22 protein-coding genes, 1 tRNA gene, 1 rRNA gene and 1 riboswitch are annotated in these 24,647 nt (G+C 71.8%); of the genes, 12 read left to right on the top strand and 12 right to left on the bottom strand.

Annotated elements, in window-relative coordinates; translation table 11 throughout:
* The first annotated feature begins 4 nt into the window (after positions 1 to 4).
* Positions 5 to 121: ribosomal RNA gene (gene rrf / locus ABD709_RS13005) — 5S ribosomal RNA — on the top strand.
* Between the two features lie 78 nt (positions 122 to 199).
* Positions 200 to 1,060 carry a tetratricopeptide repeat protein gene (locus ABD709_RS13000; protein WP_344776035.1) on the top strand — a complete coding sequence of 287 codons (861 nt, stop codon included), beginning with the start codon at positions 200 to 202 and terminating at the stop codon, positions 1,058 to 1,060.
* Here ABD709_RS13000 and ABD709_RS12995 read toward each other — a convergent pair.
* The gene (locus ABD709_RS12995) at positions 1,046 to 1,594 is read right to left on the bottom strand and encodes a hypothetical protein (RefSeq protein ID WP_344776033.1); all 549 of its coding nucleotides are present in this window, start codon (positions 1,592 to 1,594) and stop codon (positions 1,046 to 1,048) included. The genes ABD709_RS13000 and ABD709_RS12995 overlap by 15 nt on opposite strands.
* A 55-nt stretch (positions 1,595 to 1,649) precedes the next feature.
* On the opposite strand from ABD709_RS12995, the gene ABD709_RS12990 reads away from it, so the two are divergent.
* Complete coding sequence (locus ABD709_RS12990) at positions 1,650 to 2,564, top strand: alpha/beta fold hydrolase (protein WP_344776031.1); 915 nt, start codon at positions 1,650 to 1,652, stop codon at positions 2,562 to 2,564.
* A 129-nt stretch (positions 2,565 to 2,693) separates the two neighbouring features.
* Positions 2,694 to 3,206: a DUF3145 domain-containing protein gene (locus ABD709_RS12985; protein ID WP_425575127.1), complete on the top strand. Its 513-nt coding sequence runs from the start codon at positions 2,694 to 2,696 to the stop codon at positions 3,204 to 3,206.
* Positions 3,207 to 3,226: 20 nt separating this feature from the next.
* On the opposite strand, the gene ABD709_RS12980 is transcribed toward ABD709_RS12985, so the two are convergent.
* The 7 genes from ABD709_RS12980 to ABD709_RS12950 form a co-directional block, all read right to left on the bottom strand.
* Positions 3,227 to 3,661 carry a hypothetical protein gene (locus ABD709_RS12980; RefSeq protein WP_344776029.1) on the bottom strand — a complete coding sequence of 145 codons (435 nt, stop codon included), beginning with the start codon at positions 3,659 to 3,661 and terminating at the stop codon, positions 3,227 to 3,229.
* Between the two features lie 59 nt (positions 3,662 to 3,720).
* Positions 3,721 to 5,175 carry an acyl-CoA carboxylase subunit beta gene (locus tag ABD709_RS12975; protein WP_344776027.1) on the bottom strand — a complete coding sequence of 485 codons (1,455 nt, stop codon included), beginning with the start codon at positions 5,173 to 5,175 and terminating at the stop codon, positions 3,721 to 3,723.
* Positions 5,172 to 6,425 (bottom strand): beta-ketoacyl-[acyl-carrier-protein] synthase family protein, encoded by a 1,254-nt coding sequence (locus tag ABD709_RS12970; protein WP_344776025.1) that lies wholly within the window; start codon positions 6,423 to 6,425, stop codon positions 5,172 to 5,174. Before ABD709_RS12970 ends, ABD709_RS12975 begins: the two co-directional genes overlap by 4 nt.
* Positions 6,422 to 6,670: an acyl carrier protein gene (locus tag ABD709_RS12965; protein WP_344776023.1), complete on the bottom strand. Its 249-nt coding sequence runs from the start codon at positions 6,668 to 6,670 to the stop codon at positions 6,422 to 6,424. Before ABD709_RS12965 ends, ABD709_RS12970 begins: the two co-directional genes overlap by 4 nt.
* Before the next feature lie 44 nt (positions 6,671 to 6,714).
* Positions 6,715 to 7,656 carry a beta-ketoacyl-ACP synthase III gene (locus ABD709_RS12960; protein WP_344776021.1) on the bottom strand — a complete coding sequence of 314 codons (942 nt, stop codon included), beginning with the start codon at positions 7,654 to 7,656 and terminating at the stop codon, positions 6,715 to 6,717.
* A 1-nt stretch (position 7,657) separates the two neighbouring features.
* Positions 7,658 to 8,854, bottom strand: coding sequence for an acyltransferase domain-containing protein (locus tag ABD709_RS12955; protein ID WP_344776019.1), 1,197 nt, complete (start codon positions 8,852 to 8,854; stop codon positions 7,658 to 7,660).
* 78 nt (positions 8,855 to 8,932) lie between these two features.
* Entirely contained in the window at positions 8,933 to 10,120 is a 1,188-nt protein-coding gene (locus ABD709_RS12950; RefSeq protein ID WP_344776017.1) for a PucR family transcriptional regulator, read from the bottom strand.
* 117 nt (positions 10,121 to 10,237) lie between these two features.
* Here ABD709_RS12950 and ABD709_RS12945 point away from each other — a divergent pair, with 117 nt between their 5' ends.
* The gene (locus tag ABD709_RS12945; protein ID WP_344776015.1) at positions 10,238 to 11,263 is read left to right on the top strand and encodes an alpha/beta fold hydrolase; all 1,026 of its coding nucleotides are present in this window, start codon (positions 10,238 to 10,240) and stop codon (positions 11,261 to 11,263) included.
* On the opposite strand, the gene aceE is transcribed toward ABD709_RS12945, so the two are convergent.
* Positions 11,203 to 13,956, bottom strand: a complete 2,754-nt coding sequence (aceE, locus tag ABD709_RS12940) for a pyruvate dehydrogenase (acetyl-transferring), homodimeric type (RefSeq protein ID WP_344776013.1) — start codon at positions 13,954 to 13,956, stop codon at positions 11,203 to 11,205. The genes ABD709_RS12945 and aceE overlap by 61 nt on opposite strands.
* Positions 13,957 to 14,106: 150 nt before the next feature.
* Here aceE and ABD709_RS12935 point away from each other — a divergent pair, with 150 nt between their 5' ends.
* The 4 genes from ABD709_RS12935 to ABD709_RS12920 all read left to right on the top strand — a co-directional run bounded on the left by ABD709_RS12935 (position 14,107) and on the right by ABD709_RS12920 (position 16,927).
* Entirely contained in the window at positions 14,107 to 14,535 is a 429-nt protein-coding gene (locus tag ABD709_RS12935; RefSeq protein WP_344776011.1) for a DUF3052 domain-containing protein, read from the top strand.
* A gap of 35 nt (positions 14,536 to 14,570) precedes the next feature.
* Positions 14,571 to 16,178 carry an AMP-binding protein gene (locus tag ABD709_RS12930; protein ID WP_344776009.1) on the top strand — a complete coding sequence of 536 codons (1,608 nt, stop codon included), beginning with the start codon at positions 14,571 to 14,573 and terminating at the stop codon, positions 16,176 to 16,178.
* Positions 16,175 to 16,660 carry a peroxiredoxin gene (locus ABD709_RS12925; protein WP_344776007.1) on the top strand — a complete coding sequence of 162 codons (486 nt, stop codon included), beginning with the start codon at positions 16,175 to 16,177 and terminating at the stop codon, positions 16,658 to 16,660. Before ABD709_RS12930 ends, ABD709_RS12925 begins: the two co-directional genes overlap by 4 nt.
* A gap of 192 nt (positions 16,661 to 16,852) precedes the next feature.
* Positions 16,853 to 16,927, top strand: a tRNA-Val gene (locus ABD709_RS12920).
* 13 nt (positions 16,928 to 16,940) lie between these two features.
* On the opposite strand, the gene ABD709_RS12915 is transcribed toward ABD709_RS12920, so the two are convergent.
* Positions 16,941 to 17,186: a superinfection immunity protein gene (locus tag ABD709_RS12915; RefSeq protein WP_344776005.1), complete on the bottom strand. Its 246-nt coding sequence runs from the start codon at positions 17,184 to 17,186 to the stop codon at positions 16,941 to 16,943.
* A gap of 88 nt (positions 17,187 to 17,274) precedes the next feature.
* Between ABD709_RS12915 and ABD709_RS12910 the strand changes: the two genes are divergently transcribed.
* Entirely contained in the window at positions 17,275 to 18,828 is a 1,554-nt protein-coding gene (locus ABD709_RS12910) for an AMP-binding protein (RefSeq protein WP_344776003.1), read from the top strand.
* Here ABD709_RS12910 and ABD709_RS12905 read toward each other — a convergent pair.
* Positions 18,821 to 19,612: a 2-oxo acid dehydrogenase subunit E2 gene (locus ABD709_RS12905; RefSeq protein ID WP_344776001.1), complete on the bottom strand. Its 792-nt coding sequence runs from the start codon at positions 19,610 to 19,612 to the stop codon at positions 18,821 to 18,823. The genes ABD709_RS12910 and ABD709_RS12905 overlap by 8 nt on opposite strands.
* 47 nt (positions 19,613 to 19,659) lie before the next feature.
* Entirely contained in the window at positions 19,660 to 20,055 is a 396-nt protein-coding gene (locus tag ABD709_RS12900; protein WP_344775999.1) for a hypothetical protein, read from the bottom strand.
* Between the two features lie 3 nt (positions 20,056 to 20,058).
* A riboswitch (cobalamin riboswitch) is annotated at positions 20,059 to 20,207 on the top strand.
* A 34-nt stretch (positions 20,208 to 20,241) separates the two neighbouring features.
* Between ABD709_RS12900 and cobN the strand changes: the two genes are divergently transcribed.
* Complete coding sequence (cobN, locus tag ABD709_RS12895) at positions 20,242 to 23,880, top strand: cobaltochelatase subunit CobN (protein ID WP_344775997.1); 3,639 nt, start codon at positions 20,242 to 20,244, stop codon at positions 23,878 to 23,880.
* Positions 23,877 to 24,644 (top strand): precorrin-6A synthase (deacetylating), encoded by a 768-nt coding sequence (gene cobF, locus ABD709_RS12890; RefSeq protein ID WP_344775995.1) that lies wholly within the window; start codon positions 23,877 to 23,879, stop codon positions 24,642 to 24,644. The genes cobN and cobF overlap by 4 nt, the downstream gene beginning before the upstream one ends.
* Positions 24,645 to 24,647 lie beyond the last annotated feature (3 nt).

The raw sequence follows: 24,647 nt of genomic DNA, 5'->3' as shown, positions 1-24,647 counted from the left end.
GAGTTACGGCGGCCATAGCGACAGGGAAACACCCGGACCCATACCGAACCCGGAAGTTAAGCCTGCCAGCGCCGATGGTACTGCAACCGAGAGGCTGTGGGAGAGTAGGACGCCGCCGGACATACTTCTACGTAGAGGCCACCTCCGGGTGGCCTCTACGCTATTTGGCAGGTCCTGATCCCAACAGAAGAGAGTGATCGTGGCAGAGCAGCGTCGCCGTGAGGGCAGCGCCTCCCGCGGCAAGCCCACCTCCGGCCGGAAGCCGTCCAGCGGCAAGCCGTCGAGCGGGCGCAAGCCGTCCACCGACCGCAGGTCGGGCGGACCCCGACGTGACGAGCGAGCGCCGCGTCGCGAGCAGGGGCCGCGGACCCGGGACCAGGAGGTCTACGACGGTCCGCCGCTCCCTGACTCGATCACGGGCAAGGAGCTGGCGCCGGACGTGCGCGCCCAGCTGCGCAGCCTGCCGGAGAAGCTCGCCACTCGTGTCGCCCGCCACCTCGCGGCGGCCGGCGAGATGATCGACGACGACCCGGAGACCGCCTACCAGCACACGCTGGCGGCGCGCGCCCGCGCGAGCCGGCTCGCCGTGGTCCGTGAGGCGGCCGGCGAGGCGGCGTACGCCGCGGGGCACTACGCCGAGGCGCTCTCCGAGCTGCGGGCGGCCAAGCGGATGAACGGCGCGACGGCGTACCTGCCGATCATGGCGGACTGCCACCGGGCGCTCGGCAACGCCAAGCGTGCACTCGAGCTCGCGAAGAGCCCGTCCGTCGCCAAGTTCCCCACGGCAGCGAAGGCCGAGATGACGATCGTCGAAGCCGGCGCCCGCCGCGACCTCGGGCAGTTCGACGCCGCGCTGCGGACCCTGGAGCTGGCGCCGCTCAACAGCAAGAGCCGCGAGTCGTGGGTGGTGCGCCTGCGCTACGCCTATGCCGACACCCTGGAGCAGTCGGGGCGGGAGCAGGACGCCCTCACGTGGTTCCACCGGACCAACGCGATCGACAGCGAGGAGATCACCGACGCCGCCGAGCGAGCCGCTCAGCTGGAGTCACGACTTTCCTGACGCGGCGAGGGTGACGTCGACGCCGGCGACGCCCGCGGGCTCGGTCGCCGACCGGATGTCCTGACGGAACCCGATGCTGAGCCGGTCGATGTGCGCCTCGACCGGCTGGTCGGCCTGGATCTCGAGCAGGATCGAGTCGCCGGCCGCCAGGTCCTTGCCCTCGGGGTTCGCCAGGTCGTCGCAGAACTGCTCGGGCGCGGTGGTCACGTCGTTGATCGATCCGCCGGTGCAGAGAAGCGGGGTGACGGTGACGTCCGCCGAGGCCTCGGTGTGCACCTTGACGCCTGAGACGTGCAGGGTGCGTCCGAAGTCGGACGGGGCCGAGAACGCGCGGACGTAGAGCGGAGTCCCGACGACGCCGGACGCGGTCACGCTCCGGTCCTCGGTCGGCAGCGCACCGGGGGAGCGCAGGAACCAGGCGAGCCAGGCGCCGAGGACCAGCACCACCGCGACGAGCACCAGCCAGCGCAGCGTCCGCGGCCGCGTCGTGGGGTGCGGCAGGGTCGGCGGCTCGAGGGCGGTGTCGCGGGCCATGTCCGCAGCGTAGTGCGCGGGATCGGCGGCGCCGCGCACATGGAACACTCCATCCATGATCTTCAGCGGCAACGGTGCCCGCTCGCCGCGGCGGCCGACCCTCGAGGGCAGTGTGGGCGTGCGCGCGGGCCGTCGGCTCAGCTTCGCCGAGTACGGGTCGCCACGCGGCCCGGCGCTGGTCTGGATGCATGGCACCCCGGGCGCGCGTCGGCAGATCCCGCTCGATGCCCGTGCCTACGCCGAGGACCAGGGGATCCGGATCATCGGCGTCGACCGGCCGGGCATCGGCTCCTCGACGCCGTACCAGTATCCCCACCTGATCGACTGGGCCGAGGACCTCGAGCTCCTCGCCGACGCGCTCGCTCTCGACACGTTCCAGATCATCGGGCTCTCCGGCGGCGGCCCCTACGCACTCGCCGCCGGCGCCGGTCTGTCCGGCCGCGTGACGGGGGTCGGGGTGCTCGGCGGCGTCGCCCCCACCGTCGGCCCGGACGCGGTCGCCGGTGGGCCGATCCAGCTCGCGGTCCGGTTGGCTCCGCTGCTCTCCTACGCCCGCGTGCCGCTCGGGGTGGTGCTGACCGGTGCCATCCGCACCGTGAAGCCGCTGGCCGGGCCGGCGCTCGACCTCTATGCCGCCGTGCAGCCGCCCGGCGACAAGAACCTGCTGTCGCGCCCGGAGTTCAAGGCGATGTTCCTCGACGACCTTCTCAACGGCAGCCGGTTCCAGACGTCCGCGCCGCTCGCCGACCTGGTGCTGTTCACGCGGCACTGGGGCTTCGAGCTGGCCGACGTCAGAGTGCCGGTGCGCTGGTGGCACGGGGACGACGACCACATCGTGCCGCTCCGGCACGGCGAGCACGTGGTGTCGCGGCTGCCGGACGCTACTCTGACCGTCATCGACGGCGAGAGCCACCTCGGGGGCCTGGGGATCGCCCGCGCGGTGCTCGAAGAGCTCGGTTCACTGGCGTGAACGCGCCTCATGGGCCACAATGGATGTCACAACTACACATGCGTCACTGAACACGCCCGAGGACGACCTCCGCGAGACCGCTGGGGAAGGCGCATCTCGCGCCGGAGGTAGGAGATCCGAGGAGCTGTCGTGGTGACCGCAACTAACAGTGCAACCAGGGGCGTGTTCTACGTCCACTCCGCACCGTCCGCGTTGTGCCCCCACATCGAGTGGGCCGTGGGCGGTGTACTCGGCGTTGCCGTGAACCCGCACTGGACCCCGCAGCCGGCCCAGCCCGGCAGCTTCCGGTGCGAGTTCTCCTGGACCGGCCGGACCGGCTCCGCGGCGGCGATCGCCTCAGCCCTGCGCGGCTGGAACCACCTCCGGTTCGAGGTGACCGAGGAGCCGACGCCCTCCACCGAGGGCGCGCGCTACTCCTCCACCCCCGACCTGGGCGTCTTCCACGCGGTGACCGGGATCCACGGCGACATCATGATCCCCGAGGACCGGCTCAAGGCCGCGGTCGTGCGGGCGGCGCTGGGGGAGACCACGCTCGAGGTCGAGATCGACAAGCTGCTCGGCAAGCCCTGGGACGACGAGCTGGAGACGTTCCGGCACGCCGGTGAGGGCGCGCCGGTCCGCTGGCTTCACCAGGTCGTCTGAGTCGACGGTGTGACCGCCGCTCAGCGGTAGAGGCGGAAGTAGGTCGGGTGCACCCAGCCGCGGTGCACGGTCCGCTCGGGGTCGTTCTCGTACCACGAGACGCGCATCTTGAGCTTGTGGCGACCCGGGACGGTGCTGGCGCGGCAGACCCGGAACGTCCCGTGCCCGGTCTTCTCGTCGTCGGGGGTCTCGAGGTTCTGGGTGCCGAGGGCCACGTGCTTCCGGTTGACCAGGAAGACCTCGGCGCTCCACTCGTTGCTCGGCACCTTGATCCGGTAGTGGTAGCGGTAGGCGTGGCAGCCCGCGCGCAGCCGCTGGTCGGGCGCGGCGGCCCGCCCCCACGGCTTGTAGTCCGCCGCGTTCGCGGCAGGCGCCAACCCGGGGCCGGGCAGCAGGCCCGGAACCAGCCCGAGGGCGATCAGGAGGGCGACCAGGGCACGGGTGACGGTGCTCACAACGCTTCAACGTACCTGCGACGCGCGGGGTTATGTATCCGACCGCGGTCGCGGGCGCGTCAGAGCGGGATGTTGCCGTGCGCTCCGCGTCGTACGCCGTTGGACTGGACCTCGTCCGCGATCGCTCGCGCGATCGCGGACCGCGTGGCAGCCGGTGCGACGACCTCGTCGATGACGCCGATCTCGACGGCGCGGTCCGCACCACCCGCGATGTGCTCGTGCTCGGCGGCGAGCTCCGCCTCGACCTTGGCGAGCGAGTCCGGTGGCACCTCCGCCAGCCGGCGCCGGTGCAGGATCCGGACCGCGGCGAGCGCACCCATCACGGCGACCTCGGCGCCCGGCCACGCGAGCACCCGGGTGGCGCCGAGCGAACGGGCGTTCATGGCGATGTACGCGCCGCCGTAGGCCTTGCGCGTCACGAGGGTGATCCGCGGGACGACGCACTCGCCGAACGCGTGCAGGAGCTTCGCGCCACGCCGGACGACGCCGTCCCACTCCTGGCCCACGCCCGGCAGGTAGCCGGGGACGTCGACCACGACGACCAGCGGCACCCCGAACGCGTCGCACATGCGCACGAACCGGGCCGCCTTCTCCGCGGACTGCGCGTCGAGGCAGCCGCCGAGGCGCAGCGGGTTGTTCGCCACGACGCCGACCGTTCGTCCGCCCAGCCGGCCGAGCGCGGTGACGACGTTCGGCGCCCAGCGGGCGTGCAGCTCGAGCACCGAGCCTTCGTCGAGGAGGTCCTCCACGAGCGGGTGCACGTCGTAGGCGCGCTTCACGGACTCGGGGAGGTGGCTGCTGAGGTCGCGGTCCTCGACGTCGTCGAGCACCAGGCTGCCCTGCTGCCCGAGGAGCGCCGCGACCTGGCGGGCCTCGTCGAGCGCCTCGCGCTCGGTCTCGGCGACCACGTGCACGACCCCGGAGCGTCGGCCGTGCGGCTCGGGGCCGCCCAGTCGGAGCATGTCGACCGCCTCGCCGGTCACCGACCGGACGACGTCGGGACCGGTCACGAAGATCCGGCCCTCGGGGCCGAGGATGACGACGTCGGTCAGGGCCGGTCCGTACGCCGCCCCGCCCGCGGCGGGCCCGAGCACGACCGAGATCTGCGGGATCCGGCCGGAGGCCTGGGTCATGACCTGGAAGATCCGGCCCACGGCGTGCAGCGAGAGCACGCCCTCGGCCAGTCGGGCGCCGCCGGAGTGCCACAGGCCGATGATCGGGACGCGGTCGGTCAGCGCCCGGTGGTAGGCGTCGACGACGACCCGGCAACCCTCGTCCCCCATCGCGCCGCCCATGACGGTGGCGTCGGAGCAGAAGGCGACGACGTGCGACCCCGCGATGGTGCCGATCGCGGCGACCATCCCGGAGTCGGAGTCCGCGCCACCGGGCGAGATGATCTCGACGCTGTTCTCGTCGAACAGCGCCTCCAGCCGGGTCAACGGGTAGCGCGGGTCCTCGTGCCGCGGCGGCTTCGCCGCGCGGGCGGGGGCCGGTGCGGCTGCCGTGGCGGTCACGAGACGGTCCCGAACGCGACCGCGACGTTGGCCCCGCCGAACCCGAAGGAGTTGTTCAGGGCGGCGAACTGGCCGACCGGCAGGTCGCGCGGCTTCACCGCGATGTCCAGCTCGACGGCGGGATCCTGCTCGTCGAGGTTGATCGTCGGTGGTGAGACCCGGTGATGGATCGCGAGCACCGTCGCGATCGCCTCCAGGGCGCCGGCGCCGCCGAGCAGGTGCCCGGTCATCGACTTGGTGCTCGTGACGACGACGTCGGTGGCGTGCGCGCCCAGCGTGGCGTGCAGCATCAGGCCCTCGGCGACGTCACCCTGCGGGGTCGAGGTCGCGTGCGCGTTGACGTGCGCGATGTCGGAGGCCGCCACGTCGCCGTCGGCGAGCGCGCGCAGGATGGCGCGGGCGCCGCCCCGGCCGGCGGGGTCGGGCTGCGCGATGTCGTGCGCGTCGGCCGTGATGCCGGCGCCGAGCACCTCGGCGTAGATCCGGGCACCGCGGGCACGGGCGTGCTCCTCGGACTCCAGGACCAGCGCACCGGCACCCTCGCCGAGCACGAAGCCGTCGCGGGCGGTGTCCCACGGCCGGGAGACGGTCGTCGGGTCGCCCTCGTTCTTGGACAGCGCCATCATGTTCGCGAACGCGGCCACGGGCAGCGGATGGATCGCGGCCTCGGTGCCGCCGGCGAGGACGACGTCGGCCCGGCCGAGCCGGATCTGGTCGGCCGCGAGTGCGATCGCCTCGTTGCCCGACGCACAGGCGGAGACCGGGGTGTTCACCGCGGCGCGGGCACCGATCTCGAGGCTGATGGTCGCTGCGGGGGCGTTCGGCATCAGCATCGGGACCGCGAGCGGGGAGACCCGACGGGGGCCCTTCTCGAGCATCGCGTCGTAGTTGGACAGCAGCGTGTGCACCCCGCCGATGCCGGACGCCATCGCGACGCCGACGCGGTCGCCGTCGAGCTCGCCGGCAGCCTGCGGGCCGTCGAGGCCCGCGTCGTGCCAGGCCTCCATCGCCGCGATCAGCGCGAATTGCGAGGTGCGGTCCAGCCGGCGGGCACGCACCCGCTCGAGCACGTCCGCCGGTTCCACCGCCACGGCGGCGGCGATGTGCACCGGAAGGTCGTCGAACCGCGGGTCCTCGATCCGGCGTACGCCGGAGCGGCCCGCGAGCATGCCCTCCCAGGTCGTCGCGACGTCGCCGCCGAGCGGGCTGGTGGTGCCCAGCCCGGTGACGACAACGCGTGTGCGCGTCACGCTGCTGCGCGGGCGCGCTCGATGTACGCGACCGCGTCGCCGACGGTCTTGAGGTTCTTGACCTCGTCGTCGGGGATCTTGACGCCGAACCGCTCCTCGGCCTCGACGACGACTTCGACCATCGACAGCGAGTCGACGTCCAGGTCGTCCACGAACGACTTGTCGAGGGCAACGTCGTCGGCCGGCACGCCGGCGACCTCGTTGACGATGTCGGCGAGCTCGGCGCGGATCTCTTCGGTGGTCATGCTGTCTCCTCGGGTTGGGGTGGTGGGGGAGTCTTCGGGGGTGCTCACGGCAGGGTGACGACCTGCGCGGCGTAGGAGAGGCCGGCGCCGAACGCGATGAGCAGCGCCCGGTCGCCGGATCGGGCGTCGCCGTCCCGGATCATCCGGTCGAGGGCGAGCGGGATCGAGGCCGCCGAGGTGTTGCCGGCGTCGACGATGTCGCGGGCGACCTTCACGCGGTCGGGCAGACCCATGGCCCGTGCCATGGCGTCGGTGATGCGGTTGTTCGCCTGGTGCGGGACGAAGCAGTCGAGGTCGTCGACGGTCAGCCCGGCACGGTCGAGGGTCTGCAGCGCGATCTTCGCCATCGAGTAGGACGCCCAGCGGAACACGGCGCTGCCCTGCATGGTCAGGATCGGCTGCAGCGGCCCGACGGAGCGGATCAGGTCCCACTGCTCGCCGTCGGAGCCCCACACGACCGGGCTGATGCCGTCGCTCTCGGAGCGGCCGACGACGGCCGCGCCGGCCCCGTCGGCGAAGATGAACGCGGTCCCGCGGTCGGTGGGGTCGGTGATCTCGGAGAGGCGCTCGACGCCGATCACCAGCACGTGGCCGGCGCTGCCACCGCGGACCAGGTCGGCGGCCAGGGCGATCCCGTGGCAGAACCCGGCGCAGGCGGCGGAGATGTCGAAGGCGGCCGGCTGGTCGGTGCCGAGCTCGTGCGCGATCAGCGTCGCGGCGGACGGCGTCTGGTAGAGGTGGCTCACCGTCGCGACGATCACGCAGTCGACCTGCCGCGGCTCGACGCCGGCGGTCGCGAGCGCCTCACGGGCCGCGGCGACCGACATCGACACCACGGTCTCGTCGGGGCCGGCGATCCGGCGGGTGCGGATCCCGGAGCGCTGCTGGATCCACTCGTCGCTGGAGTCGATGGCGTCGACGATCTCCTCGTTCGGCACGATGCGGGCGGGCCGGTAGGCCCCGATGCCGAGAATCGCTGCGCCCATCTCAGGCAGCACCCGCGGGGTAGACGCGGAGCAACGGCTGACCGGGTGCCACCGGGTCGCCGTCCTCGACGAGCCACTCGACCACCTGCCCGCCGTGCGCCGCGGTGACGGTGATCCGGTCGCGCAGGCTGGCGACGTCGCCGATCGTGGCGCCCGCCTCGAGCAGGTCGCTGTCGGCGGCCTTCGCGTCGCGGTGGAACACGCCCTTGGCGGGGGAGACGACCATCCGCCAGGTCGGCGAGGTGTCGAGCAGCGAGCCCTCGCCGTGCTTGTCGCAGAACGCCCGGGCGTCGTCGAGCTGGTCGGGGTCGTTGAGCGAGAACGTCTCGACCGTCATGCCCACGCCACGGAAGTAGCGCTTCGCGATGCCGGTGAGGGTGCCGGCGGGGGGCACCTCGAGGATGCCGGTCACGCCGAGGTCGGCCATCGTCTCCATGCAGAGGTCCCAGCGCACCGGGCTGGCGATCTGACCGACGATCCGCCGCAGCACCTCGCGGCCGTCGTGGATCACCCGGCCGTCCAGGTTGGAGATGTAGGACGCACGCGGGTCGTGGACCGAGACGGCCCGCGCCAGCGACTTGACCCGGGCGACGGCCGGAGCCATGTGGGAGGAGTGGAACGCACCCGCAACCGCGAGCGGCCGGAGGCGTGCGCCGGCCGGCGCGTCGTCCGCCAGGGCTGCGAGCTGCTCGGTGGTGCCGGCGGCGACGATCTGGCCCGGCCCGTTGTCGTTGGCGGGCGTGAGGCCGTGCCGCTCGAGCGCGGCGAGCACCTCGTCACGATCCCCACCGAGGATCGCGGTCATGCCGGTGGGGGTGGCGGCCGCGGCCTCAGCCATCGCGAGACCGCGCTCCCGGACCAGGACCATGGCCTGCTCGGCGGTGACCACGCGGGCGCCGGTGGCCGCGGCCAGCTCGCCGACGCTGTGGCCGGCGACCGCACCGATCTTGGCGAACGCGTCGCCGGGGTGGGGGAACAGCTCGAGCGCGGTCACCAGGGCGGATCCGACCAGCAGCGGCTGCGCGTACCTGGTGTCACGGATGGTCTCGGCGTCGGCCTCGGTGCCGTAGTGGGCGAGGTCGACACCGGCGACCGTCGAGAGCCACTCCAGCCGGGACCTGAAGACGGGGTCCGCGAGCCACGGGGTGAGGAATCCGGGAGTCTGAGCGCCCTGTCCGGGTGCGACGATGACGAGCACGGGTCCAGCCTGCCCCGCCCTTGTCCAGATCTCGTGCGAGTCGAGCACGAAAGTGGAGGGCAGACTTTTGTGGGGTTCCTACAACAGGGGCGCGTCGCCGGCCTGTCGGCCGAGGATCAGCGCGAGCTGGAGGGTGAGACCGTCCCGCGGATCGTTGGGAGCCAGCCCGGTCAGGTCGGCGACCTGGCCGAGCCGGTAGCGGACCGTGTTGGCGTGGACGAACAGCGCGCGTCCGGTCGCCTCGACGCCGCCACCGTTGCCGAAGTACGCCGCCAGCGTCTCGACCAGGGTCCCCCGGGCCATGTCGAGCGGAGCGTAGATCTCCTCGACGGCGTGCTGGCGCGCGGCCTCGTCGCCGGCCAGGATCCGCTCCGGCAGCAGGTCGTCGCTGCAGACGGGCCGGGGTGCCTCCGGCCAGCCGGATGCGGCGCGCAGTGCGGCGGACGCGGCCGCGGCGCTCCGGTGGGCGTGCCCGAGGTCGGGGACGACCGGACCGACCACCACCGGTCCTGCGTCGAAGCGGTCGACGACGGCCTTGGCGGCCTTCTCCGGCTCGCCGACGCCTCCGAGGATCACGACGAGCAGGTGGCCCTGGACGGCGCAGAGGGCGTCCATGCCGACCTCGCGCGCGGACCGGCGTACGGCGTCGAACACGCCGGCCTCGCTGCGTCCCTCGGGTGCGGTGCCCAGGATCACCGCGACGTCGCCGCGGGCGGACCAGCCCACCGCGCTCGCGCGGGAGAGGACCGTGTCGTCGTGCTCGTCGCGGAGCACGGCGTCGACGACGAGTGCCTCGAGCCGCGCGTCCCAGGCCCCGCGGACCTCGGCCGCGCGCGCGTAGACCTCGGCGGTCGCGAACGCCAGCTCCCGGCCGTAGCGCAGCAGCGCCGCGTGGACGTCGGGGACCGCCGCGGCGTCCAGCATGTTGTCGAGGTCGTGCTCGACGACGGTGAACGAGAGCCGCACCAGCTCGACCGTCTGCTGCAGCGTGACGACACCGGCCATGTCCTGGGGCGCGGCACCGAAGACGGCGGTGGCGAGCTGGTCGGCCGGCGGCGTCGTGCCGCCGTCGGCGTACCAGTCGATGAAGCTCTTCACGCCGGCCTGGACGATCAGGCCGACGTAGGAGCGGGCCTCCGCGGTGAGGTCGCCGAACCACGGCAGCTCGGCGTCCATCCGGGCGATCGCGCCCGTGCTGACCGAGCCCGCGGCACGGCGCAGCTGGCGCGTGGCCGCGGCGCGGGGAGACGCGTCCTTAGTAGGCACCCGACAAGGCTAGTCGCCGTGACCGATCCGTAACAGGACAGTTGACCCGACCGTGTGGCGGCGCCGGATCCGGCCGTGCTTGAATCGTGGATCACTCTCCGGGGGAAGGGGCGCGGCGTGGACGAGGTGCAGTACGTGACGGTGCACGGCCACCGGCGCGCTTACGTCAGGCGGGGATCCGGCCCCGTCCTGCTGCTCCTGCACGGCCTCGCCTGCGACCACACGACGTGGACGAGCGTCATCGACGAGCTCGCGGAGGACTTCACCGTCATCGCGCCGGACCTGCTCGGGCACGGCTCGTCCGACAAGCCGCGCGCCGACTACACGCTCGGCGGCTACGCCAACGGCATGCGGGACCTGCTGACGGTCCTCGGGGTCGACAAGGTGACCGTGGTGGGGCACAGCTTCGGCGGCGGCATCGCGATGCAGTTCGCCTACCAGTTCCCCGAGCGGACCGAGCGCATGGTGCTGGTGTCCCCGGGTGGCCTGGGCCCCGACGTCACCCCGCTGATCAAGCTGGTCCAGGCGCCCGGGTGGGAGGCGACGATGGCCCTGCTGACCCAGCCGGGCGTCCGCCACGTCGGCACCACGACGCTGCGGATGCTCTCGCGGGTGGAGACCAAGGTGACCCGCGACCTCGACGAGGTCGCGGAGATCCTCGAGTCGTGGCGGGACCGCCGCACGCGCTTCGCGATCCGTCACCTGGTGCGGGCCGTGATCGACTGGCGTGGCCAGATCGTGACGATGAGCGACCGGGCCTACCTCACCGAGGCGATGCCGCTGGCCGTGGTCTGGGGTCGCGACGACCTGGTGATCCCCGCGAAGCACGCCGACAACGTGCGCGTGCTCGCGCCCGAGGCCCGGGTCGAGGTCTTCGACCGCTCCGGCCACTTCCCGCACAAGGACCATCCGGAGCGGTTCGTGCAGCTCGTGCGCGAGTTCGTCGCGACGACCGAACCCGCCTCCTACAGCCGTGCGCGGTTCCGCCGCCTCCTCAAGCGCGGCGCGCTGGCGCCGGTCCGGCAGGCCGAGGCCGGCGACGCGCCGGTCCGGCCGTCGCCACGCCCGCCTAGGCGCTCGGCTCAGGCGTCGCCGCCCTCCTGCCGCACGTCCGCGACCGCCGTCGGGTCGTCGATCGCGTAGCGCTCGAACGCCTCCTTGACCCGTGCCGGGTCCATCTGGCCGGCGTCCGCGAGCGCCTGCAGCGCCTGCACGACCACCGACTGCGCGTCGATGTGGAAGAACCGCCGCGCGGCCGGGCGCGTGTCGGCGAAGCCGAACCCGTCGGCGCCGAGGACCCGGTAGTCGCCGGGCACCCAGCGGGCGATCTGGAGCGGCACCGCGCGCATGTAGTCGGAGACCGCGATGACCGGCTCGCTCCCACCGCTCAGCTTCTCGGTGACGTACGCCGTCCGCGGCGCCTCGCCGGGGTGCATCAGGTTCCAGTCCTCGGCGGCGATCGCGTCGCGGGCCAGCTCGTTCCACGACGTCACAGACCAGGTCTCGGCCTGGACGCCCCAGTCCTCGGCGAGGATCCGCTTCGCGTCGTGGATCCAGGGCCCGGCCACGCCCGACGCGAGCAGGCGCACCTTGGGGCCGTCGGCCTCGGCGCTGTCCGGCCCGGACGTCCAGTACAGGCCGCGCAGCAGGCCCTCGACGTCGAGGTTCTCCGGCTCGGCCGGCTGGGTGATCGGCTCGTTGTAGACGGTGATGTAGAAGATGACGTTCTCGGCCTCGGCGCCGTACATCCGCTCCAGGCCGGAGCGCATGATGTGACCGACCTCGTAGGCGTAGGTCGGGTCGTAGTGCACGACGGCCGGGTTGGTCGCGGCGAGCAGCGGCGAGTGGCCGTCGGCGTGCTGCAGCCCCTCGCCGGTCAGCGTGGTGCGGCCGGCGGTCGCGCCGATCAGGAACCCGCGGGCCAGCTGGTCGGCCATCGCCCAGATCGAGTCGCCGGTCCGCTGGAACCCGAACATCGAGTAGAAGATGTAGAACGGGATCATCTGCTCGCCGTGGGTGCTGTAGGAGGACCCGGCGGCCGTCGCCGAGGCCATCGCACCGGCCTCCGAGATGCCCTCGTGGAGCAGCTGGCCCTGCGGCGACATCTTGTAGGCGAGCAGCAGCTTGCGGTCGACCGACTCGTACTGCTGACCGGCGGGGTCGTAGACCTTGGCGGACGGGAACATCGAGTCCATGCCGAAGGTCCGGTACTCGTCCGGCGCGATCGGCACGAGGCGCTGGCCGATGCCGGGGTCCTTCATCCAGTCCCGGAGCTGGCGGACCATGGCCATCGTGGTGGCGACCTTGTGGTTGCCCGAGCCCTGCTTGAGCTCGGCGTACATCTTGTCGCCGGGCAGGGTCAGCGGCTTGGACCGGTCCTGCCGGCGGGGGAGCGGGCCGCCGAGCGAGCGGCGGCGCTCCATCATGTACTCGATCTCGGTGGAGTCCGCGCCCGGGTGGAAGAACGGCGCGGTGCCGGTCTCGTCGTAGGCCGTCTCGAGGTCGTGGTCGGAGATCGGGAGGTAGAGCCGGTCGCGGAACTTCTTCAGGTCCGCCATCGTCAGCTTCTTCATCTGGTGGGTGGCGTTCTTGCCCTCGAGGGCATCGATCGTCCAGCCCTTGATGGTGTGCGCCAGGATCACCGTCGGCTGTCCGGCGTGCTTGGTCGCGGAGTCGAAGGCGGCGTAGACCTTGCGGTAGTCGTGCCCACCGCGCGGGAGCTTCTCGATCTGCCGGTCGCTCATGTGCTCGACCATCTTGCGCAGTCGCGGGTCTGGTCCGAAGAAGTGCTCCCGGTTGTAGGCACCGTCCTCGACGGAGAACGTCTGGAACGCCCCGTCGGGGGTGGAGTTCATCTTGTTGACGAGCACGCCGTCGACGTCGCGGGCGAGCAGCTCGTCCCACTCGCGACCCCAGATCACCTTGATCACGTTCCAGCCGGCGCCGCGGAAGACCGACTCCAGCTCCTGGATGATCTTGCCGTTGCCGCGCACCGGCCCGTCGAGCTGCTGCAGGTTGCAATTCACGACGAAGGTCAGGTTGTCGAGCTCCTCGCGCGCGGCGAGGGAGATCGCGCCGAGCGACTCGGGCTCGCCCATCTCGCCGTCGCCGAGGAACGCCCAGACGTGCTGCTGGCTGGTGTCCTTGATCCCGCGGTTGTGCAGGTAGCGGTTGAACCGCGCCTGGTAGATCGAGTTGAGCGCGGTCAACCCCATCGAGACCGTCGGGAACTCCCAGAAGTCCGGCATCAGCCGCGGGTGGGGGTAGGACGACAGCCCGGCGCCGGGGCCGTGCTGGACCTCCTGGCGGAACCGGAACAGCTGCTCCTCGGTGAGCCGGCCCTCGAGGAAGGCCCGGGCGTAGATGCCGGGGGAGGCGTGACCCTGGATGAAGATCTGGTCGCCGCCGCCCTCGTGGTCGTGCCCGCGGAAGAAGTGGTTGAAGCCGACCTCGTAGAGGGAGGCGGAGGACTGGTAGGTCGCGATGTGGCCGCCGACCTCCAGGCCCTTGCGGTTGGCGGCGGAGACCATCACGGCGGCGTTCCACCGGATGAACGCGCGGATCCGGCGCTCGACGTCCTCGTCGCCGGGGAACCACGGCTCCCGCTCGGGCGGGATCGTGTTGATGTAGTCGGTGCTCCGCAGCGCCGGTACGCCGACCTGGGTCTCGCGGGCGCGCTCGAGCAACCGGAGCATCACGTAGCGCGCACGATCGCGGCCACGCTCCTCAAGCATCGCGTCGAAGGAGTCGATCCATTCCTGGGTCTCAGCGGGATCGATGTCGGGCAGCTGGGTGGGCAGGCCCTCGTGGATGACAGCCGGGGTGTTCTGGGTCACGGACCCATCGTTCCACCGAACACCTCACCGCAAAATCTACCGACGAGTATCTAGCCCGGCCCGGGGTCGAAACGGCGCAGGGTTGCGTTGCGGCCCGGTCTCCGATGGACTACTCCCCACCTGTTCGCCGTACCTGTCTGGAGGAATCCCGTGAGCTCGACCGCCGGTGGCGGTACCGCACCGACCAGCCCCGTCGATCGACTGGGCTTCAAATCCGGCATGGTCGTCCAGGAACTGGGCTGGGACCAGGACACCGACGACGAGCTGCGCGAGGCGATCGAGGACACCCTCGACGGCGACATGGTCGATGGCGACTACGGCAACGTCGTCGACGCCGTGCTGCTCTGGTGGCGGGCCGACGACGGCGACCTGGTGGACGGCCTCGTGGACGCGCTTACCGATCTCGTCGGCGGCGGTGCCATCTGGTTGCTGACGCCCAAGATCGGCCGGCCGGGGTCCGTCGACCCCGCCGACATCGCCGAGGCGGCGCCCATCGCCGGGTTGTCCCAGACGACCAGCGCCACCGTCAGCCGGGACTGGACTGCCACCCGTCTGGTGGCACCCAAAACGGTCTCCTGAGGCGACCCCCTCGCGGACGCGATAGTTTCGCTGGCATGGCAACGATCAGCGCGAAGGTGCGCGAGGCGGCGACCAGCCTGAAGATCCTCACCGAGTCCGGCATCGTCCGGTTCTACGGTCCCGTGACCCTGGCCGGGCTGGCCAAGGCGCTCGTCACGTGGGGCACCTCGCCCGCGGGCGGGTTCAAGACGATGGCGCTGCGCAATCCCGATGGCGTGGCGATCATCGACGAGCTGGGCAGCTTGACCTTCCGCGAGCTCCACACCCGGACCAACCGGCTGGCCCGCGCGCTGCGGGCCCGCGGCGTCAAGGAGGGCGAGGGCGTCGCGGTGATGTGCCGCAACCACCGCGGCTTCATCGAGGCCTCGATCGCGATCAGCAAGCTCGGCGCGGACGTGCTCTACCTCAACACCGCGTTCGCCGGCCCGCAGCTCGCCGACGTCATCGAGCGGGAGGACCCGCAGGTCGTCGTCTACGACGAGGAGTTCGCGGAGCTGCTCTCCAAGGTCGACATCGAGAACCGCGTGATCGGGTGGACCGACGGCGAGCCCGGCGAGGACACCATCGAGGGCCTGATCGAGGCCGCCGACTCCGAGTCCGACCTCGACCCGCCGAAGAAGTCCGGCCGGACGATCATCCTCACCTCCGGCACGACCGGTACGCCGAAGGGTGCGCCGCGTCCGCAGGGCGGGCTTCCCGCCGCGGTCTCGCTGCTGTCGCGCATGCCGCTGCGCAGCGGGTGGACATGTCACGTCGCCGCGCCGCTGTTCCACACCTGGGGCTTTGCGCACTACCAGTTCGCGATGCTGCTGGGCTCGACGCTCGTGCTGACCCGGAAGTTCGACCCGGAGAACGCGCTGAAGCTGCTGCAGGAGCACGACTGCGAGTCGTTCGTGGTCATCCCGGTGATGCTCCAGCGGATCATGGCCCTGCCCGAGGAGACCCTCGACAAGTACCCGCTCCCGAAGCTGAAGGTCGTCGCCTCCTCCGGCTCCGCGCTGCCGGGCGACCTGCCGACCCGGTGGATGGACCGCTTCGGCGACAACCTCTACTCGATCTACGGGTCCACCGAGATCGCGTGGGCGTCCATCGCCGACCCGACCGACCTGCGCGAGGCGCCCGGCTCGGCCGGCAAGCTTCCGCTCGCGACGATCGTCAAGATCTTCGACGAGGAGGGCAAGGAGCTCCCCGTCGGCAAGTCCGGCCGGATCTTCGTCGGCAACGACCTGCAGATCGAGGGCTACACCGGTGGCGGCGGCAAGGAGATGATCGACGGCCTGATGTCCTCCGGCGACGTCGGCCGGTTCGACGAGGACGGCCGCCTCTACGTCGAGGGCCGCGACGACGAGATGATCGTCTCCGGCGGCGAGAACGTCTTTCCCAAGGAGGTCGAGGACTGCCTCGCGTCCCACGAGGGCGTCGTCGAGGTCGCGTGCATCGGCGTGGACGACGATGACTACGGCAAGCGGCTGCGCGCGTTCGTCGTACGGGAGAGCGAGAGCCTCAGCGAGTCGGACCTCAAGAACTGGGTCAAGGAGAACCTGGCCCGCTACAAGGTGCCGCGCGACATCGTGTTCCTCGAGGAGCTGCCGCGCAACGCCACCGGCAAGGTGCTCAAGCGGGAGCTGGCGGACCACGAGTGACGGGCCTCGAGCTGGGGGGACCGGCCCCGGACTTCACGCTGCGTGACCAGTTCGGTCAGGACGTCACGCTGTCCGCCTTCCGCGGCCAGAAGGCCGTGCTGCTGATGTTCTACCCCTTCGCGTTCAGCGGCGTGTGCACCGGCGAGATGGCGTCGATCAAGGCGCGGCTCGACGAGTTCATCACCTTCGACAGCGAGGTGCTGGCGATCTCCTGCGACCCCGTCTACGCCCTGCGGGCCTGGGCCGACGCGGACGGGCTGAACTTCCCGCTGCTGAGCGACTTCTGGCCGCACGGCGCGGTCGCGGCCTCCTACGGCGTCCTCGACGACCGCACCGGTGCCGCGCGGCGGTCGTCGTACGTCGTCGACCGCGCGGGCAACCTCGCGTGGGCCGTGCACAACGCGAACCCCGACGGTCGGGACCTGGACGAGCACCTGGCTCGGCTGAAGGACTCCGCCCAGCAGGTCGCTGGTCACAACTGACCAGCCAACCTGCCCCGGTCTAGTCATTTTCGGTCCAATTCCGCAAGAGTGCTTGGAGGGCCTGTCAGAGGGCGCTACTGTTCCACTCGTTGAACCGCTGGTGACCCGAGACGCCAGCGGTTCGACCTTTTTTGGCGCAAGCCGCGGTTTCATCGCGGCGCCGGGTCGACGGTAGGGTTTCGCGCTGGTCAGGGGCGCATAGCTCAGCGGTAGAGCGCTTGCCTTACAAGCAAGATGTCACAGGTTCGATCCCTGTTGCGCCCACCAGCTCGTTGCTCCCTCAGCTGACGCGCAGGCCGGCGATCCGGTGGCGGCCGCAGGCCATCGCCAGCGCGACGACCCAGCCGACGACCGTCCACCCGAGCGCGAGGTTGAGGACGCCGATGGCGCCCGCGTTCGCCTTGCCGCGGGTGGTCGCGACGGCGTACGGGAACAGGTAGCCGAGCGTGCCCATGGCCAGCAGCCAGCTCAGGGCGACGCGGCGCAGCCGCGCACGGTGCTGATCGGTGACCACCTCGAGGTACATGGCCGAACGTTAGCGGCGGGCAACCCGTCCGCAACCCTGCTTGCCTAGAGTGGCCCCGATCACATCGTTGCGGATCCGGGAGGCTCCCATGTTCGTGCCGTTCAGCGTCAACGACTTCCTCGACCGCGCCGTGCAGGTGTACGGCGACCGGGTCGGGGTGGTCGACGAGCCGGTGCAGCCGGCCGCGTCGCAGGGCGAGCTCACCTATCGCGAGATCGGGCACCTGGCCCGCCGGCAGGCGGCGAAGCTCGACCAGCTCGGCATCGGCGTCGGCGACCGGGTCGCCGTCGTCAGCCAGAACAGCAGCCGGCTGCTGACCTCGTTCTTCGGCGTGTGCGGCTGGGGCCGGGTGCTGGTCCCGGTGAACTTCCGGCTCGTGCCCGACGAGGTGCGCTACATCGTCGAGCACTCCGGTGCCCGGGTGCTGTACGTCGACCCGGAGCTCGAGGAGTCGCTCAAGGACGTCGAGTGCGAGCACAAGTTCGTGCTCGGCACCGACGAGGACCTCTACGCCGCCGAGGGTGCCGAGCCCCAGCCGTGGGAGCCCGACGAGGCCGCGACCGCGACGATCAACTACACCTCGGGGACCACCGCCCGGCCCAAGGGCGTGCAGATCACCCACCGCAACATCTGGGTCAACGCCGTGACGTTCGGGCTGCACACGGCGGTCACCGACCGCGACGTCTACCTGCACACGCTGCCCCAGTTCCACGCCAACGGCTGGGGCATGCCGTTCACGATGACCGGGATGGGCGTCAAGCAGGTCGTCCTGCGCAAGATCGACGGCGCCGAGATCCTGCGGCGCGTGCGCGACCACGGCGTCACGGTCATGTGTGCCGCGCCCGCGGTGGCCGCCGCCGTGCTCGATGCGCTGCCCGACTGGGAGGGCGAGGTCCCCGGCCGCGACCGCGTGCGCATCATCATGGCCGGCGCCCCGCCGCCGACGAAGACGATCCTGCGGGTGCAGGAGGAGCTCGGCTGGGAGTTCATCCAGATCTACGGGCTCACCGAGACCTCGCCGCTGCTCACCATCAACCGCTCCCGGGCGGAGTGGGACGACCTCGACCCGGAGGACCGTGCCGCGAGGCTCACCCGGGCCGGCGCGCCCGCGCTCGGCGTACGGCTGTCGATCGGCCAGGACGAGGAGACCCAGGGCGAGGTGCTGGCCCGCTCCAACGTCGTGCTCGAGGGTTACTGGGAGCAGCCCGAGGAGTCCGAGCGGTGCCTGGCCGGCGGCTGGTTCCACACCGGGGACGGTGGCTACCTCACCGACGACGGCTACCTCACCATCGCCGACCGCAAGAAGGACGTGATCATCACCGGCGGCGAGAACGTCTCCTCGATCGAGGTCGAGGACGCGCTGTTCTCGCACCCCAAGGTCGCCGAGGTCGCGGTGATCGGCGTACCGAGCGACAAGTGGGGCGAGACGATCAAGGCCCTCGTCGTGCTGACGCCGGACGCCGAGGGCGGCCCGGAGACGGAGGCCGAGCTGATCCAGTGGTGCAAGCAGCGGCTCGCGGGCTACAAGGCACCCACGTCGGTGGAGTTCCGCGACGAGCTCGCCCGCACCGCCACCGGGAAGCTGCAGAAGTTCAAGCTGCGCTCGCCGTACTGGGAGGGTCGCGACCGGCAGGTCAACTGAGGGGACCGGCGGTCTCCAGCGCGCGGCGCAGGTCGGCGGCGAAGCGGGTGGCCGGCGCGCCGTCGACGACGTCGTGGTCGACCACCACGGTGAGGTTCAGGATGTCGCGCGCCTCGACCTGCCCGTCGACGAGGCGGGGCAGGCGGGCGATCCCGCCGACGACCACCTCCAGCGACATCAAGGTGAGCGGCGTCAGCCCGTAGCCGGAGCCGTCGGCGAACATCCCGACCGAGGTCACTCCGACGGTGCCGATGCGCTGATGGACGGCGACCGAGCGCGACATCACCTCGAAGAGCCGGCGCGCGGACCCGGGAATCCGCATCGCCCACGCGGCCGGATGGTCGGCCCAGCGGGCGGACGCGCTCGACGGTGGGTCCGCCTTCACGCGGCGTAGCTCGGCGGTGAGGTCGTCCACGTCTCGTACGTCGGCGTCGTGGAGCGAGTGCGGTACGGCGAACAGGCCGTGCGTGGTCGGGACCTCGACCATGGTGCTGACGTCGACGTGGTCGTGCGTCACCAGGTGACCCCGCCAGTCGCGGTAGGCGTGGACCTCCGGGTGAGCAGCCGCGGCGCGGGCGACGCTCGCGACGACGAACGCGGTCATCGACCCGGACCGGTCGCATGCCGCGAGCCTTCTTCTGGCCTCGGTGACGTCGACGTCGAGCAGGCCGTAGATGGGGGTCTTCCGGCGACCGACCCGGGTGGCGGCGACGACCAGGCGGCGATTGCTCGAGAACGGCTTCCGATGGACCCCGCGCGACCGCGTGGCGCTCGACGTGTACACGACGCCAGTCCACCAAGGCCCACCCGGAGCCTCCAGAGGCGGAGGTCCTAGGTGAGGAGCTCGACGGTCCAGCCGACGGCGCGGAAGGCGTCGACGGTGCGGGCCGTCCAGGCGCGGGAGGCGTCGTCCTTGCCCGGGACGAAGGTCAGTGCCGTGGCGACCCTCGGGGCGGTCGGCGGAGCAAGAGGCCGCCCGCTGACCGGGTCGTCCTCGCCGCGCGCGTCGAGGCAGGCGACGTGCGCGATCTCGAGGCCGAGACGGCGCTGGTGCAGGGCGAGGGAGAGCACCGCGACGCCCGAGCTCCCGTGGCCCTCGAGGTCCAGCGGCGCGTCGGACGTTGCGCGGGCGTCGCCGACCGCCTCGAGGACCTGCTCGCGGCTGAGACCGTCGACCAGGACCACGGGGGGCCGATCCGTGGGCTGGTCGTCGGGTGGCACGGGCACCACCGTAGGGTCACTCCCACAGGTCCCGTGGAGCAGGAACCCGGTGCGAGTCCGGGGCGGTTCCGCCACTGTGACCCGGTCTCGAGACGGTCGCTGCGCGACCTCCTCGACCACCGGACAAGCCAGACACTGGCCACGGGGCATCCGACCGTCGAGGGGCGCGAACCCCGAGGAGGCTCTGCTGGCATGGTGCGCATCGCGCTGCTGTCGACGTCCGACACCGATCTCCTCTCCGCCCGCAGCAGCGGCGGCGACTACCTCCTCGCCAACCCCGCGCGGTGCGACGTCGTCGACCTCGGCCGGCTCTCCGCCGGTGCCGACCTGACCGTCATCCGGCTGCTCGGCTCGCCCAAGGAGTACGCCGGCGAGCTGGCCGCGGTCGCTGCTGCCGGGCGGCCGGTCGTCGTGCTCGGCGGTGAGCAGACCCCCGACGCTGCGCTGATGGCGACCTCCACGGTGCCCGTCGGGATCGCGGCCGAGGCGCACCGCTACCTCGTCGAGGGTGGACCGGGGAACCTGCGGCAGCTGCACGCGTTCCTGTCCGACACCGTGCTGCTGACGGGCGAGGGGTTCGAGCCGCCTGCTGTGGTGCCGGTGTGGGGGATGGCCGAGCGGAGGGCCCCGGAGGTTTCGAGGCTCGCTCCGCTCGCACCTCAACCACCGGTGCGCGTAGGGATCCTCTACTACCGGGCGCACGAGGTGAGCGGGAACACCGACTTCGTCCACGCCCTCGCGGACGCGGTCGACGCGACGGGCGAGGCGGTCGCCGTACCGGTGTTCGCCGGGTCGCTGCGGTCCGCGCCGGACGAGCTGTTCGAGGCGCTCGGCACCCTGGACGCGCTGGTCGTCACGGTGCTCGCCGCCGGCGGCACCGTCCCGGCCGACGCGAGTGCGGGCGGTGACGAGGAGACCTGGGACGTCGAGCGGGTCGCCGCGCTCGACATCCCCGTGCTGCAGGGCCTCTGCCTCACGAGCAGCCGTGCGGAGTGGGAGGCGTCCGACGACGGCGTCAGTCCGCTCGACTCGGCCAGCCAGGTGGCGATCCCCGAGTTCGACGGCCGCATCATCACCGTCCCGTTCTCGTTCAAGGAGGTCGATCCGGACGACCCCGACGCGCTGCCGCGGTACGTCGCCGACCCCGAGCGGTGCGCCCGGGTCGCGAGCCTGGCGGTCAACCACGCGCGGCTGCGCCGGGTGCCGAACAGCGAGAAGCGGATCGCGCTCATGCTGTCGGCGTACCCCACCAGGCACGCACGGATCGGCAACGCCGTCGGGCTCGACACCCCGGTCTCCGCGGTGCGGATGCTGCGGCGCCTCAGGGACGCGGGGTACGACGTCGGGGTTTCGACAGGCTCAACCACCGTGGCGGACATCCTCGACATGGACGACGACAGCGCCGCCGGCGACGCGCTGATCCACGCCCTGATCGCCGCCGGCGGGCAGGACGAGGAGTGGCTGACCGCAGGGCAGCTCACCGACGCCCACGTCCGCGTGAGCGCGGCGGACTACCGGGCCTGGACGAGCGACCTGCCCGACGACCTCCGGGAGGCGATGACCGGGAACTGGGGCGCGGCGCCCGGAGGGCTGTTCGTGAACGACCGCGAGGAGGTCGTCCTCGCGACGCTCCGCGCGGGGAACGTCGTGCTCATGATCCAGCCGCCACGGGGCTTCGGCGAGAACCCGGTCGCGATCTACCACGACCCGGACCTGCCGCCGAGCCACCACTACCTCGCCGCCTACCGGTGGCTGCGGCACGGCTTCGGCGCGCACGCCGTCGTGCACCTGGGCAAGCACGGGTCGATGGAGTGGCTCCCGGGCAAGAACGCAGCGCTGTCGGCCTCCTGCGGCCCCGACGCCGCCATCACGGACCTGCCGCTGGTGTACCCGTTCCTCGTCAACGACCCGGGCGAGGGCGCGCAGGCCAAGCGCCGGGCGCACGCGACGATCGTCGACCACCTGGTGCCGCCGATGGCGCGGGCGGAGTCGTACGGCGACATCGCCCGTCTCGAGCAGCTGCTGGACGAGTACGGCAACATCGCCGCGATGGACCCGGCCAAGCTGCCGGCGATCCGGGGCGAGATCTGGCAGCTGATGAAGGCGGCCGAGATGCACCGCGACCTCGGGCTCGACGAGCGACCCTGCGACGAGGAGTTCGACGACTTCCTGCTGCACGTCGACGGCTGGCTGTGCGAGATCAAGGACGGCCAGATCCGGGACGGGCTGCACGTGCTCGGTGCGGCGCCGGCGGGCGAGGCCCGCGTGAACCTGGTGCTCGCGATCCTGCGGGCGACCCAGGTGTGGGGCGGGCAGGAGGCTGCGGTCCCCGGGCTGCGGGCGGCGCTGGGGCTGGGTCTCGACACGCGGCGTGTCGAGACCACCGCTGAGGTCGACGCGGTCGAGGCGGAGGCGCGGGGACTCGTCGAGCAGATGGAGAAGGCGGGCTGGGACCCGGCGGTCGCCGCGTCGCTGCACGACGACGCCGAGGTGCGGCGGGTGCTGGAGTTCGCGGCGACCGAGGTGGTGCCGCGTCTGGACCGGACGACCGACGAGCTGGACGCCGTTCTGCACGCGCTGGACGGCGGCTTCGTGCGGCCGGGCCCGTCGGGGTCACCGCTGCGCGGCCTGGTCAACGTCCTCCCGACCGGTCGCAACTTCTACACCGTCGACCCGCGCGCCGTGCCGTCCCGGCTGGCCTGGCAGACCGGGCAGGCGATGGCGGACTCGCTGGTGCAGCGCTACCTGGACGACGAGGGCCGCTACCCGGAGTCCGTCGGGTTGTCCGTCTGGGGCACGAGCGCGATGCGGACCTCGGGCGACGACATCGCCGAGGTGCTGGCGCTGCTCGGCGTACGGCCGGAGTGGGACGAGGCATCCCGCCGGGTGAGCCGGTTGGTCGTCGTACCTCTCGAGGAGCTCGGCCGCCCGCGGATCGACGTCACCGTGCGGATCTCGGGATTCTTCCGCGACGCGTTCCCGCACGTGGTCGCGATGCTCGACGACGCCGTGGGGATGGTCGCGGCCCTTGACGAGCCCGCCGACCGGAACTTCGTCCGCGCGCACGTGCAGGCGGACCTCGCCGAGCACGGGGACGAGCGCCGGGCGACGACGCGGATCTTCGGCTCCGCACCCGGGGCGTACGGCGCCGGCCTGCTCCAGGCGGTCGAGAGCGGGTCGTGGCGCGACGACCAGGACCTCGCGGAGGTGTACACGGCCTGGGGCGGCTTCGCGTACGGGCGCGGCCTCGACGGTGCACCCGCCGCCGACGACATGCGGGCCAGCTACCGACGGATCGAGGTCGCGGCCAAGAACGTCGACAGCCGCGAGCACGACATCGCCGACAGCGACGACTACTTCCAGTACCACGGCGGCATGGTCGCCACGGTCCGCGCCCTCACCGGCGCCGACCCCAGGGCCTACGTCGGCGACTCCACCTCGCCGGACGCCATCCGCACCCGGACCCTGCAGGAGGAGACGAACCGGGTGTTCCGGGCCCGGGTCGTGAACCCGCGCTGGATCGCGGCGATGCAGCGGCACGGCTACAAGGGGGCGTTCGAGCAGGCGGCGACGGTCGACTACCTGTTCGGCTTCGACGCGACCGCGGGCGTGGTGCACGACTGGATGTACGAGGCTCTGGCGCGGGAGTACGTTCTCGACGACACCAACCAGGAGTTCCTGCGGCGCTCCAACCCGTGGGCGCTGCGCGGCATGGTGGAGCGACTGCACGAGGCGGCCGACCGCGGGCTCTGGGCCGAGCCGGACGCCGAGGTGCTGACCGCGCTGCAGGCGGCCTATCTCGAGGTCGAGGGCGAGCTGGAGGATCGATGACACGACGGATCCGGATCATCGGCGTCGGCCCGGGGGACCCGGACCTGGTCACGCTCGAGGCGGTCGCCGCGATGCGGTCGGTCGACTTCTTCGTGGTCACGGACAAGTCGGGGACGGTGAAGAAGGGCATGCCCGATCCGCTCGTGCACGCGCGCGAGCGGCTGCTCGACCGCCACCTGGAGCGGGCGGCGGTCGTGGTCAAGGTCGACGACCCGCCGCGCGAGCGCCGCGAGGAGTTCACCGGGACGGATGCCGACTACCGCGCCGCGGTCGCGGCGTGGCACGAGGCGCGGATCGAGAAGTACGTCGCCGTGCTCGCCGAGCACGAGGGCGACGCCGGCTTCCTCGTGTGGGGGGACCCAGCCTTCTACGACTCCACGATCCGGGTGATCGACGCGGTCGCCGAGCACCTCGACGTCGAGGTCGAGGTGCTGCCGGGCATCTCCTCCATCCAGCTGCTCGCCGCGCGCCACCGGTTGGTCCTGCACGGTGTCGGAGCACCGCTGCACGTGACGACGGCGCGAGGCGTGCTGGACGCCGTGGCCGCCGGACAGGAGAACCTGGTCGTCATGCTCAACCGGGTCATCGACCTGCCCGGTCTCGAGGACTGGTCGATCTGGTGGGGCGGCAACCTCGGCACCCCGCACGAGGAGCTGGTCGCGGGGACGGTCGGTGACGTGCTGCCCGAGATCGAGGCCGCGCGCGAGCGGCTGCGTGCGGCCGCCGGCTGGGTCATGGACATCTACCACCTGCGAAAGACGTGAGCG

The organism is Nocardioides panacisoli (assembly GCF_039537325.1).
Lineage (GTDB): Bacteria > Actinomycetota > Actinomycetes > Propionibacteriales > Nocardioidaceae > Nocardioides > Nocardioides panacisoli.
Note: the sequence above shows the minus strand (reverse complement) of the source record. Positions and strands in the feature narration are given on the sequence as shown.